This window comes from Hydrogenophaga crassostreae (assembly GCF_001761385.1).
In the GTDB taxonomy this organism is placed as follows: Bacteria; Pseudomonadota; Gammaproteobacteria; order Burkholderiales; family Burkholderiaceae_C; genus Hydrogenophaga; species Hydrogenophaga crassostreae.
The window spans coordinates 2,115,552-2,128,156 of sequence record NZ_CP017476.1 but is presented as its reverse complement, the minus strand read 5'-3'; the positions used below and the strand labels follow the sequence as shown (position 1 = coordinate 2,128,156).

The window sequence follows — 12,605 nt, the reverse complement described above, 5'->3', positions numbered from 1 at the left end:
GCGCTCCACCATAATCAGGCCATGTCCGAACGCGTCATTCCCCTGGTTGATCAACGCACCGCCTCGCGCGCAGTGAAATTGCCTGCCAAGGCAATCCCCGCCACGGGTCAGCTCACCGACACCTTGCGCCGACCGCTGCGCGACCTGCGCATCAGCGTGACCGACCGCTGCAACTTCCGCTGCAGCTATTGCATGCCCAAGGAAGTGTTCGACAAGAACTACCCATACCTGCCCCACAGTGCCCTGCTCAGCTTCGAAGAAATCACACGCTTGGCCAGGCAGTTCGCCGCGCATGGTGTGCAAAAAATTCGCCTAACCGGCGGCGAACCATTGCTGCGCAAAAACGTTGAAGTCCTGATCGCGCAACTCGCAGCGCTTCGCACGGTTGAAGGCCAGCCGATGGACCTCACACTTACCACCAACGGCTCCTTGCTGGCGCGCAAGGCTCAAGCACTGAAAGACGCAGGCCTGCAGCGTGTCACCGTCAGCCTCGATGGCCTGGATGACGCCATTTTCCGCTCCATGAACGATGTGGACTTTCCGGTGGCCGATGTGCTGCGAGGCATCGACGCAGCCTTGAAGGCGGGCCTGGGCCCGATCAAAGTCAATATGGTGGTCAAGCGCGGCACCAATGAGCAAGAGATACTGCCCATGGCGCGCCATTTCAAAGGCTCCGGCATTGTGCTGCGCTTCATCGAATACATGGATGTGGGGGCCACCAACGGCTGGCGCATGAACGAAGTGATGCCCAGCGCCGAAGTGATTCAACTGCTTCAAAGCGAGCTGCCGCTGGTGCAGCTCGACCCGTCGGCGCCCGGTGAAACCGCGGAGCGCTGGGGCTATGCCGATGGCTCAGGAGAAATTGGCGTCATCAGCAGCGTCACGCAGGCTTTCTGCCGCGATTGCAACCGCGCCCGCCTATCCACCGAAGGCCAGCTCTACCTTTGCCTCTTCGCCAACCAGGGCCACGACTTGCGCCCGCTCGTGCGAGGCAGCGCCAGCGACGAAGAGCTCGCCAGCGCCATCGCAGGCATCTGGCAAGGCCGCAGCGACCGCTATTCAGAGCTTCGTGCCAGCCTTCCCGCCGATGCCGGCCCGGCCTCGGGCAAGCGGGTGGAGATGAGTTACATCGGAGGGTAGTTTTGGTCCCCCCCCGCGCCGCTTTGCGTCACCCCCCCAGGGGGACATCACGTGTGGCCCGGCCAAGCCGGTTCCACCGTGATCGCTGGGTGGAGACACCTCGCGCCGGAGGTTGCCTACCCATTCCCCGTGCCTTCGATACCGGGTCATCGTCTCAATCGCTGACTCTTCGCTCTGTCAAAGCCTGCGCCGGCAGTGCGGAAGGTTTCAGGCCTCTGGTGCGCGATGAGGTTCTGACTTGAGGCAGATACAGCGCGGAGACATCACCGCTCTGGTGCTTGCGGGCGGTCAGGCCACGCGCATGGGTGGCGTTGACAAAGGTCTGCAAACGCTCAGTGGCGTGCCGCTTGCGCTGCATGCGTTGTCGAGACTGCAAAGCGCCAAGAACCCGTTGATTGCCGCATACGCGGTCAACGCCAACCGCCATCTAGACGTTTACGAAGCTTGGGGGCAGCCGGTTTGGCCGGATACGCTGCCCGACCAGCCGGGACCGCTGGCGGGCATGTTGACCGGCCTTCGGCAATGCACCACGCGCTACCTGATGACAGTGCCTTGCGACGCCCCCCGTTTTCCGGTCGACATCGTCGAGCGTTTGGCCCAGGCCTTTCAAGAAGCGGCTGAAGCCGAGATTGCCTTGGCCACCGCGCCCGACGAGCGGGGCATCTTGCGGCGCCAACCTGTGTTCGCGCTGATGCAGGTCAAGCTCGCTGACCACCTGGAGCAGTACATTCGCAGCGGCGGTCGCAAGGTCGGCCAATGGATGGGGCTGCATCGCACCGTCGAAGCGTCTTTCAACCGCCCAAGCGATGATCCCGCCGCCTTCGCCAACATCAATACCCTGGAAAGCCTGCGCGCCATTGAGGCCCGCAGCGGCCACGTTAGCCCATGACTGCCCCAAACCCTTCGCCGCCGGCCGACCTCAGCGTCGAGCAAGTGCAACAGCGGTTGCGCCAACAGCTTTCGCCCATCGGCGATACCGAACACATCGACCTTCGACAGGCTCGGGACCGCGTATTGGCGCAGGACGTGGTCTCTCCTATCAGCGTGCCACCTCACGACAATTCGGCCATGGACGGCTACGCGTTTGATGGCGCTTGCCTGGCCAGTGGCGGGCCAGTTGCCCTGAAAGTGGTCGGTACCGCGCTGGCCGGCAAAGCCTGGACCCAGGCTTTGCAGCTCGGCGAATGCGTGAAGATCATGACGGGTGCGATCATGCCCACGGGCCTGGACACCGTGGTGCCGCTGGAACTCACCACTTCAGGTGCTGACACAGTGCAGTTCGACGCCAGCCAGCTCAAAACCGGCGCCAACCGGCGCCGCAAAGGCGAAGACCTCATGGCCGGCCAGCCTGCCTTGCGCGCCGGGCAACGAGTCACCCCCGCCGCCCTCGGCCTGCTGGCGAGTCTCGGCCTACAAACCTTGACTGTCTACCGGCCGCTTCGTGTCGCCTATTTTTCAACCGGCGACGAGATCCTGAGCCTGGGCCAGGCCCCGCGCGAAGGTGCGGTGTACGACAGCAACCGCTACACACTGACCGGCCTGCTCGCCCGCATGGGCGTTGAAGTGATCGACATGGGCGTGGTGCCCGACCAGCCCGCGGCCATGCATGCAGCGTTCGACACCGCCACACGAGAGGCCGACGCCATCGTGACCAGCGGCGGCGTCAGCATGGGTGACGCCGACCACACCCGCGCCATCATGGCGCAGATGGGCGACGTCAACTTCTGGCGTGTCGCCATGCGCCCGGGCCGACCCATGGCCTTTGGGCAACTGCGCTCAGCAGCGGACAAAAAGGCGTGGTTGTTCGGCCTGCCGGGCAACCCCGTGGCGGCCATGGTGACGTTTCTCATCTTTGTGCGGCCGGCGCTGCAACGGCTGATGGGTTATGAAGCGCCTGCGCCTGTGCTGCTCCAGGCCCGTTGCACCGAGCCGATCCGCAAGCGACCTGGCCGCACCGAATACCCACGCGGCATTGTGGAGCGCGACACACAGGGTCAGCTCAGCGTGCGCACCACAGGTCCCCAGGGCTCAGGCCTGCTCAACTCCATGGTGCAAGCCAACGGCCTGATGGTGTTGAACCATGAACAAGGCGATATCGCTGTGGGCGACAGGGTCGAAGTGATGCTGTTTGACGGCGTGATCTAGGCCGAGGCTCAGCGCGCAACGCGCCCATTGGCCATGACCTTCCCGATGGACTGGGCTCCGCGCGCATAGGTCACCATGCCCCAACCGAGTCCGGTCAGAAACACCGCTGTCGCCACAAAGGGCCTGACGGTGTGCCGGAAAACACCCCGAAGCCAGTGGCGACGCTCCTGGTGCTTCACCCGGCGGTACAAGGCATAGGAAATGGCGCCGTCCACCACAACCTCCGCAAGCAACACCGGGGCCACATAGACCACGTAAAGCGACGCCAGCGGAATGGCCAGTTCGTCGGCATCCACACCGATATCCAGCGAGCCCAAGGCTTCACCCGCCGCTTCGCCAGTGCCGGGCACTTCAAACGAAGCCGTCGCGCATCAGTTCATCTCGACCGCGGTCAATGTTCTTCGAACGGTTGCGACCAAACCAGCGTTGGCCAAAAGGACTGCGTGGTTTCGCAGAACAGGCAGACTTCATGGGCGAATCCATACCGCTGCAGCCATTCTCCACCGCAGCGAACTCACATCGGCACACCGCGGTTCGCCAGCGCATCGGCACGCTCGTTGCCCGGATCGCCGGCATGGCCCTTCACCCAGTGCCACTCGATCTTGTGGATGCCACCATGCACGAGTGCATCCAGCTGTTTCCACAAATCGGCGTTCTTCACGGGTTGTTTGGCCGCCGTCTTCCAGCCCTTGGCCTTCCAGCCATGGATCCACTCGGTGATGCCTTTGCGCACGTATTCACTGTCGAGGTACAAGGCCACCTGGCAAGGCCGCTTGAGCGCGGCCAATGCCTCAATCACAGCGGTGAGTTCCATTCGGTTGTTGGTGGTTTCACGCTCGCCACCCCACAGTTCTTTTTCATGGCCGCCAGCCTTCAGATAAACGCCCCAGCCACCAGGGCCCGGGTTGCCCTTGCAAGCGCCATCGGTGTAGATCACCACAGGATTCAAAACAAATACTCCATCAAATATCCAACCCGCATCCGCCTTCTTTACTGGCGGTTCGTTACCGATGCGGGAACAGCAGCCTGTGATCGGCGCGGCTTCCATGCCGGGCCCAGCAATCGCATGCCGCGCACCCGCTTCACCGCCACCACGAAATAGACCGAACCCACAACGGGCCACCAGCGTCGCCCGGCGCGGTCCATCCAGGCCATGCGCTGCAGCCATTTTTCGGTTTTCACCGCCGGCCGATAGCAGCCAAAGCGCTCCGACTCTACTTCAAAGCTCAAGAGCCGCAGCCAGTCTTTCAAGCGCCCGGTCGCGATGAAGTCGCCCGCTTCAGGCAAATACAGCCGCGAGACCCCTAGCCCACCCAATCCAATCCGCGAGGCCCACCGAGCCCGGGCCTGGCGCAGGCCCCAAAGGCTGTATGGGTTGAAGCCAGAAATCACCACCCGGCCTTCGGGAACCAGCACGCGCTCCACCTCACGCAAAACGTGATGAGGATCGGCGCTGAGCTCCAGGGTATGTGGCAACACCAATAGATCTAGGCTGGCCTCAGGAAACGGCAAGGCAGCGGCATTCGTGACCAATGCCACTCGGGCCGCAAGGCCTGCCCGACCGTGTTGCGCGGAACCAGGCGAGCCTGCCCCTCCTCGCGCGCCTCCAAACAACACCTTCTCACTGCTTTCTGGCACCAAACTCACCAGTTCTTCCGGCAACGCCAGCCAGCGATGAGGCATTCGGTTGGTTTCCAGCGTTGGCAATTCCGGCAGCCCAAGTTGCAACGCGTTGTAACCAAACAGGTTGGCCACCGACTGGTCAAACTGAGTCCGTTCCCATTCGAGCAAATAGCGCCCGGGCGGGGTTTGAAACCATTCGGTCAAACTTATAATTGCAGAGCTCATGGAGCGTTGGGAAAGCGGAGGGCTGAACAGGCAGATCGCGCCAGACTGGCGAATCCTTCGCGTACTCTACACGTCCTTACTTCCCGCGCCATCGGATTCATCCCCATGACACCTTTCCCGATACCCGCTTTTTCCGACAACTACATATGGGCCATGCACGATGGCCAGCGCGCCGTCGTGGTCGACCCGGGTGAGCCTGCCGGTGTGCTGGCGTGGCTAGCCTCTGAAGCTGTCTCGCTCGACACCATCCTCATCACCCACCACCATCCCGATCACACCGGTGGTGTTGCCGAGTTGCGGGAGCGCACGGGTGCGCGGGTGATCGGCCCTGTGCGCGAGACCATGCCAGAACCCTTGCAACGGGTAGATGATGGCGAGAACGTGACCGTTCTGGGTCACAACTTCACCGTGATTGCGGTGCCAGGCCACACACTGGGCCACATCGCCTATTTCTGCCCCGATGTCTCGGGAGAACCGCTGCTCTTTTGCGGCGACACGCTGTTTTCTGCTGGCTGCGGGCGCCTTTTTGAAGGCACCCCGGCCCAGATGCACGCCTCACTTTCTCGCCTTGCAGCGCTGCCTGACAACACCTGGGTGTGCTGCACCCATGAATACACCCTGGCCAATCTGCGTTTTGCGCAGGCGGTGGAACCCAACAACCAGGCATTGCAGGCCCACGCCCGAAAGTGCGCGGATCTGCGATCACTGGGCAAACCCACCTTGCCCAGCAATCTGGGACTTGAAAAATCCATCAATCCATTTCTGCGTTGCACCGAGCCCGATGTGGTTCGCGCCGCGACCATTCGCGCGCCAGAAGTCAACCATCCCGATGCGCAGGCCGTGTTTGCCACCCTGCGCGAATGGAAAAACCAGTTTTAGAGCCCATATGTCTGCCACGCCTTTACACAAAAAGCCCACCCGGGCCAGGTCATCAACCACCCGGCTTGCCGCCTTCCTCGCATTGAGCCTGGGCGTGTTTCTCGCCGGTTGCGTGGGCGTGGTCGATCCACGCAAAGCCGCTGCGGTCAAGCCAGCACCCACCTCGACCGGGTCGTCAACGGTGAATGCGCCAGAAGTGGTGAGGCCGGCGCCCGCTGTCGCCAATGCTCCCAAAGCGGTGTACAGCGCGCCGCTCAGTCCCATCACAGCTTCGACGGTCAGCAGCCGATCGGTGGCCTCACTGGCCGCACCCAACGACATCTGGGATCGCATTCGGCGCGGGTTTGCCATGACCGACCTCAACAGCGATCTGGTACGCGACAAAGAGCAGTGGTATGCCAGCCGCCCCGATTACCTGCAACGCATGACGGACCGCTCGAACCGGTACCTGTTTCACATCGTTGAAGAAATCGAGCGCCGTGGCATGCCGTCCGAACTGGCTTTGCTGCCCTTCATCGAGAGCGCGTTCAACCCCCAGGCCGTCTCCAGTGCCCGCGCCGCCGGGATGTGGCAATTCATGCCCGCAACGGGCGAATCGTTTGACCTGAAGCAGAACGTGTTCCGCGATGATCGCCGCGATGTGCTGGCGTCGACACAGGCCGCACTCGACTACCTTCAACAGCTCCACGACCGCTTTGGTGACTGGCACCTGGCGCTGGCCGCCTACAACTGGGGCCAGGGCAACGTCAACCGAGCGATCACCCGCAACCAGCAGGCCGGTCTGCCCACCGACTACAACAGCCTGGACATGCCCACGGAAACACGTCAGTACGTGCCAAAACTTCAGGCCGTGAAAAACATCGTGGCCTTCCCGGAGACGTTCAACGCCCAGCTGCCCGACATTGGCAACCACCCGTTCTTTGATGCCATTTCCATCTCCCAGGATATTGATGTGGCGCTGGTCATTCGGCTGGCCGAGATCAACGAAGCCGATTTCCGCGCCCTCAACCCTTCGCTGAAGCAGCCTGTCGTCATGTCTGCCGGTACGCCTCAGATTCTTTTGCCATGGGACAACGCCAACGTATTCGAACGCCGGCTCGCCGAGCACAAGGGCCCGCTGGCCTCCTGGACAGTGTGGGTGGTTCCCAGCACCCTTTCTGTCAGTGAGGCAGCCAGGCGCGTGGGCATGAGCGAATCCGAACTGCGCAGCGTCAACAACATCCCGCCACGCATGCAGGTTCGGGCTGGTTCCAGCCTGCTGGTGGCGCGCAGCTCGCAACGCGACAACGACGTGAGCGAGTATGTCGCGGACAACGCCCGCCTGAGCCTGCAACCAGAAGCGGTTGCCCGGCGCGCGAGCGTCAGAGTGCGGTCTGGCGACACCTTGAGCGGTATTGCCCGGCGCTACGGCATGAGCACGGCCGATCTCGCCAAGCTCAACAACCTGTCGGCCCGTGCCCGGCTGCGCACCGGTCAGCGCCTGGCTGTGGCAGGATCGTCCAGCCAAAGTGCCAAGGTGGTTGTGATCCGGGAAAGCCAACTGGCGGCCAAGCGCTCGTCGAGTTCGAGCAAGACGAGCAAATCATCCAGGGTGAAGATCAAAGTCAAGCGGGCCTCCGCGACGCGCAGCAGCAAGAACAGCCGAACCTCAAAAGCACAAAGCAGCTCGGCCAAGAAGTCCCCGGCCAAATCATCGCCAGCCAAGAAGAAAAAGCGCTCCTGACCCATCCACCGTTTGGCTGACCCTCAGGCCCGAAAGCGGGTCTTGGCTTTCAGCGCAAACTGATTGGTAAAGGTGCTGCTCAGGCGCTTGTCATCCAACTCGGGGATTTCACTGAAGCGCCTCAGCATATTGGCAACCGTCTGCGGCCCTGATTCAGGCATGACCCCGTCAGAAGCCCACGCTTCGCGGGCGCGTTCAAACGCAGCCAGATACAAGCTTCGGTCGCCTTGAAAATAGGCCTCCGGAACCGCCTTGTTGATATCGGACGGGCCAGCCGTTCGCAACCATTTCAAAGCGCGCACCATTGCGTTGGCAGAAGCCTGACACATGACTGGATTGGCAGCCATCCATTCCGTGGTGACAGCCAGGCAGGCAGCCGGCAAAGGCCCACCAAACAGCTCTTTGGTTCCACGCACCGTCCGGGTATCGAGCAAAACCCGCAGCTCTCCCGATTGCTCCAGGCGCGTGATCAGTGGGTCGGGGTGGCAAAGTGCATCAATCTCACCCCCGCGAAAGGCCGCCAACATATCGACGGGGCTGCTGAGCGGAACAAAGCGCACATCCTGCGGTCGTATCCCGGCCCGGTTCAAGGCCAGACTTGCAATGCGATGGCTTGCCGAACCCAGTGCCGTGACACCAATGCGCCGCCCCCTCAGGTCGCGCGCACTCCGAAAGCTCTGCATGGTCCGGTGGGAGGCCCCCAGCACGATTTGAGGGGCCAGCGCCTGCATCAGGATAGCGGAGAGGTACTCGTCATGAGCACGCATCATCTGGGTTGTGGAATAGGAGCCTGAAAGCATCTGGGCCGAGCCATCCAGCAAAGCCCGGACTGCCGCAGAGGCATCGGCATATTCCCTCACCTCCAGCGCCAGGCCTTCGGCGGCGAAGTACCCCAGACGTTCGGCGATGGTCAGTGGCAGATAACAAAACGCAGCCTTGTTGGCCACGGCCACAACGAGGCGCTGCGAACCACCAGCCAGGCTTGCAGCAGAAGCCGCTTGCACGCCAGCAGCGCCGCTGACCAACACGGTCGCTGCGCACCACTGACCCCAATCACGGCGATTCAACATTCCTACCCTTTATCTGATGCACCAAATGATCAGCAGAAACAAGAATAGTGACGCTCGCCAAATGGCGCATCGGGAGCAATCCCAAGCGGGTTTACACCGAGCCGAATTGCAAGCAAAAGTTAAGCAGCGCCGGGCCCGTTTTCCATCGCCTCGCCGTCCACGGCCTCAGGCCGCGATCACACAAACAACAGCGCAATATTGGCTGCCAGTGCCATCGCCCATACAACGCTGCGGGCACTTGCTTGATTGGCCACATACAACAAGATGTAAACCATGCGCAGCAGCACAAAGGCCAATGCCAGCAAGTCCACCCGAACCTGCAAGGCATTCATTTGGTGCGCAATGATCACCGCGCCTATAAAAAACGGCAAAGCCTCAAAGCTGTTGGCCTGCGCTGCGTTGGCCCGCGCCCTCCAGTCTTTCTGGCTGGCCAGCCATGTGCGCGGCAGGTGGTTGTCGTACCCCCCATCGCGCCTGGCCTTGCCAAACATGCCCCATTTCGCCAGGCCTGCGCAAACGATGGGCAACATGGACGCGACAAAAACACACCAATAGGCCAGGGTCAAACCAGTGGAAACAATCATCTCAATTCCTTAGCAAACGATGAATGCCTGCTCGAACGGGCTGCTCCAGTGAGGCCCGTGGCAGCGAGCCAGACAGATGGGCTGCCAAGTCGCAGCTGAAAACCGCGAGAGCATCGGGCCGCGGCCACCCTTATCGCCGGTCCACAAGCGCATGAGCGATGGTGCCCAGATCGACATACTCGAGCTCACTGCCGACCGGCACGCCGCGCGCCAGGCGGGTCACGTTCACGCCCCGCGCCTTGAGCGCTTGAGCAATCACATGCGCCGTGGTTTCGCCTTCTGCGGTGAAATTGGTGGCAAGAATCACTTCGCGCACCTCACGTTCGCCATCCACGATCACGTCAACACGGTCAAACAACTTTTGCAAACCAATGTCTTTAGGGCCCACGTCATCCAGCGGACTGAGCTTGCCCATGAGTACGAAGAACAAGCCCTTGTAGGCACCGGTGCGTTCCAAAGCGGCCTGATCGGCAGGGTTTTCCACCACACACAGCTGACTGCGATCGCGGCGCACATCGAGACAGGTGTGGCATACCGCAGCCTCGGTAAACGTGTGGCACAGCTCGCAATGCCGCACCTGAGCACACGCGTGCTGAAGCGCCTGCGCCAGATGCACAGCCCCTTCGCGGTCATGCTGCAACAGATGGAAGGCCATTCGTTGAGCCGACTTGACGCCGACCCCCGGCAAGCGCTTGAGCGCTTGAACCAGCAGTTCAAGGGAATGGTTGTCGGCCATGGCACTTCATTGGAGAGAGGCGCCTGGAGGCGCGATCAGCGGACAGGAAATCAAGCGGAGGTCAAAAAACCACTGCCGCAGATATCGAACCCTCGCTGTCAAAAAGAGAGCCAGATTCAGGCGTCTCAGAACGGGAGCTTCATGCCGCCCGGCAGGCCAGGCATGCCGGCTGTGAGCTTGCCCATTTTCTCGTTGCTGGTTTCTTCTGCCTTGCGCACCGCGGCATTGAACGCTGCCGCCACCAGGTCTTCCAGCATGTCTTTGTCTTCAGCCAGCAAGCTGGGGTCAATGGTCACGCGCTTCACATCGTGCTTGCACGTCATGAGCACCGTCACCAGGCCAGCGCCGGCTTCACCAGTCACTTCCACGAAAGCCAGTTCGTCCTGTGCCTTCTTCAGGTTGTCTTGCATCGCCTGCGCCTGTTTCATCAAGCCGGCGAGTTGTCCTTTGTTGAACATGGTTTTCCTTGTAGATCGAAAAAAATAAATTGCCAAACCCGCACAGCGGGCTCAACCGGTTGCTTTCAGTGTGCCTGGCACGATTTTGCCGCCAAAGTCGCGCACCACCGACTGGACGAACGCATCGCCCATGATGATGGCCTCGGCTTCACGCTGTTTTTGCGCCGCGAGCGCGGCCAGCCTGAGCGCAGGTGAGTCGTTGACGGTACCAATTTCCACCACCACCTGGGCCCTGTGTTCAAGGGTCGCCAATGCCGAGGCCAGTCGATCGGGTGCATTGGACTGGCTGAGTGATTCCCGCTCCACGCGCAGCAGCCAACGTTCGCCATCGCGCGCCACCAGCTGCGATTGCAGCGCCAGTTCGCGCACCAGGGCGGTGACCGCTTCTGCCTGAATCAGGGCCTGAACCAAGCCCATCCAGAAGTCTCCCTCGGGCGTGCTTTGCAGCTCTCTGGCCGAAGCTTTTTCTTCAGGCTCACGCCGTTGATCCAGCCGCGTGGACACACCGGCTTCGCGAACCGGAATGGACCTCATCGACCGAGCCACCACCGCAGGTTCGGGCCGCTCAGTGGACAGAGACTCCCAAGGTGGTGCGTCATCTTCGGACTCAGCCCCACCCTCATCCTCGGCGTTGAAGGCGGATGCCGGTTGTGCAGTCTGGCCAGATCCGGCCAGTGGCGCCGCTATGGGCATCGCTGCAGGCCCTGGGGGGGTTGTCGAGCGGGTTGCATGGACCGGCACGGCGGTCAAAACCGGCCTTGCCGCAGCTGGCGCAGCCTTGAGTGGCGCGACCTGGGGTGGGGAATCAGGGCGCCCAAGCGCTTCTGGCCCGTCTGGCGTTCCCTGAGACTTTGACTCTGGCCGCGCCTCAGGCGCCGATTTCAGAGTTTTTTTTTCCACTGAAGCGCCGGCGGGTTTGAAAGCCAGCAAACGCAGCAGCACCATGGTCAGGGCCGCGTACTCATCAGGTGCCAGCCCCAGCTCTGCGCGACCGTGCAAACACAGGCTGTAGAGCAGCTGGGTTTCGTCTGCGGGCATGCTGTGTGCCAGTCGCTCGATTTCCACCGCATCGGGGTCGTCAAGTGCAGACGCCACATTGGCGTGGTCGGGCACCGCCTGAACCACCGCCATGCGTTGCAAGACCGTGGTCATTTCTTCAAGCGTGGAAGCCGCATTCAGGCCATTCACGCGCAACCCGTCGATGGTATTCACCACGGTGGCACCATCCCCTTGCCCGAGCGCATCAATCAACTGAAACACATGGGTTCGATCAACCGCGCCCAGCATCTGGCGCACCACGGCCTCGGGCAACTCGCCAGCGCCAAAGCTCAGGGCCTGATCGGTCAACGACAAAGCATCGCGCATCGAGCCACGCGCCGCACGGGCAATCAGGCGCAGCGCGTTGGGCTCGGCGCTCACGCCTTCTGCCTGCAACACATGCTGCAGGTGTTCCTGCACCGTCTGCGGCGCCATGGGCCGCAAATTGAACTGCAGGCAACGAGACAGCACCGTCACAGGCACTTTTTGCGGATCGGTCGTGGCCAGAACGAACTTCAAATACTCGGGTGGCTCTTCAAGCGTCTTGAGCATGGCGTTGAAGGCATGCCCGGTCAGCATGTGTACCTCGTCGATCATGAAGACCTTGAAGCGTCCCTGGACGGGTTTGTAGACCGACTGCTCCAGCAACGTCTGCATCTCGCCGACGCTCCGGTTCGAGGCGGCATCCAGCTCGGTGTAGTCAACAAACCGGCCCGCATCGATATCGGTGCATGACTGGCACACGCCGCAAGGCTCGGCGGTGATGCCGCCCTGCCCGTCTGCGCCCAGGCAGTTGAGCGATTTGGCCAAAATACGCGACACGGTGGTCTTGCCCACGCCCCGGGTGCCTGTGAACAAATAGGCATGGTGCAGCCGTTGCGACGTCAGCGCGTTGCTCAGCGCCTGCACAACGTGCGACTGCCCCACCATCTCGGCGAAATTGCGCGGACGGTATTTGCGGGCCAGGACAACATATGACGACAT

General features: G+C 61.8%; 13 protein-coding genes. 5 read left to right on the top strand and 8 right to left on the bottom strand.

From position 1 onward, the window contains the following. Positions 1–21: 21 nt before the first annotated feature. The 3 genes from moaA (at position 22) to moeA (ending at position 3,285) form a co-directional block, all read left to right on the top strand. A complete protein-coding gene (moaA, locus tag LPB072_RS09900) occupies positions 22–1,140 on the top strand; it encodes a GTP 3',8-cyclase MoaA (protein ID WP_066088163.1) in 1,119 nt (372 codons plus the stop codon). A gap of 238 nt (positions 1,141–1,378) precedes the next feature. Beyond that, on the top strand, positions 1,379–2,029 hold the full coding sequence (gene mobA, locus LPB072_RS09895; protein ID WP_269148859.1) for a molybdenum cofactor guanylyltransferase MobA: 651 nt from the start codon (positions 1,379–1,381) through the stop codon (positions 2,027–2,029). Then, entirely contained in the window at positions 2,026–3,285 is a 1,260-nt protein-coding gene (moeA, locus tag LPB072_RS09890; RefSeq protein WP_066088166.1) for a molybdopterin molybdotransferase MoeA, read from the top strand. Before mobA ends, moeA begins: the two co-directional genes overlap by 4 nt. Positions 3,286–3,293: 8 nt before the next feature. Here moeA and LPB072_RS09885 read toward each other — a convergent pair whose 3' ends face one another. The 3 genes from LPB072_RS09885 to LPB072_RS09875 form a co-directional block, all read right to left on the bottom strand. Continuing rightward, the gene (locus LPB072_RS09885; RefSeq protein WP_066088168.1) at positions 3,294–3,635 is read right to left on the bottom strand and encodes a hypothetical protein; all 342 of its coding nucleotides are present in this window, start codon (positions 3,633–3,635) and stop codon (positions 3,294–3,296) included. Between the two features lie 164 nt (positions 3,636–3,799). Beyond that, entirely contained in the window at positions 3,800–4,234 is a 435-nt protein-coding gene (gene rnhA / locus LPB072_RS09880) for a ribonuclease HI (protein WP_066088170.1), read from the bottom strand. Positions 4,235–4,275: 41 nt separating this feature from the next. Beyond that, entirely contained in the window at positions 4,276–5,133 is an 858-nt protein-coding gene (locus LPB072_RS09875) for a class I SAM-dependent methyltransferase (RefSeq protein ID WP_066088173.1), read from the bottom strand. 105 nt (positions 5,134–5,238) lie between these two features. Between LPB072_RS09875 and gloB the strand changes: the two genes are divergently transcribed. Further along, positions 5,239–6,012 carry a hydroxyacylglutathione hydrolase gene (gene gloB / locus LPB072_RS09870; RefSeq protein WP_066088176.1) on the top strand — a complete coding sequence of 258 codons (774 nt, stop codon included), beginning with the start codon at positions 5,239–5,241 and terminating at the stop codon, positions 6,010–6,012. A gap of 7 nt (positions 6,013–6,019) precedes the next feature. Next, on the top strand, positions 6,020–7,735 hold the full coding sequence (locus tag LPB072_RS09865) for a transglycosylase SLT domain-containing protein (RefSeq protein ID WP_066088180.1): 1,716 nt from the start codon (positions 6,020–6,022) through the stop codon (positions 7,733–7,735). A 23-nt stretch (positions 7,736–7,758) separates the two neighbouring features. Here the strand turns inward: LPB072_RS09865 and LPB072_RS09860 are convergent, their stop codons facing one another. From LPB072_RS09860 to dnaX, 5 genes are all read right to left on the bottom strand, one after another. Next, on the bottom strand, positions 7,759–8,805 hold the full coding sequence (locus LPB072_RS09860) for an ABC transporter substrate-binding protein (protein WP_066088185.1): 1,047 nt from the start codon (positions 8,803–8,805) through the stop codon (positions 7,759–7,761). Between the two features lie 176 nt (positions 8,806–8,981). Further along, the gene (locus LPB072_RS09855) at positions 8,982–9,389 is read right to left on the bottom strand and encodes an MAPEG family protein (protein WP_066088188.1); all 408 of its coding nucleotides are present in this window, start codon (positions 9,387–9,389) and stop codon (positions 8,982–8,984) included. Positions 9,390–9,519: 130 nt separating this feature from the next. After that, positions 9,520–10,125 (bottom strand): recombination mediator RecR, encoded by a 606-nt coding sequence (recR, locus tag LPB072_RS09850; protein WP_066088193.1) that lies wholly within the window; start codon positions 10,123–10,125, stop codon positions 9,520–9,522. Between the two features lie 125 nt (positions 10,126–10,250). Beyond that, positions 10,251–10,583: a YbaB/EbfC family nucleoid-associated protein gene (locus LPB072_RS09845; RefSeq protein WP_066088195.1), complete on the bottom strand. Its 333-nt coding sequence runs from the start codon at positions 10,581–10,583 to the stop codon at positions 10,251–10,253. Positions 10,584–10,634: 51 nt separating this feature from the next. Further along, the gene (gene dnaX, locus LPB072_RS09840) at positions 10,635–12,605 is read right to left on the bottom strand and encodes a DNA polymerase III subunit gamma/tau (RefSeq protein WP_066088198.1); all 1,971 of its coding nucleotides are present in this window, start codon (positions 12,603–12,605) and stop codon (positions 10,635–10,637) included.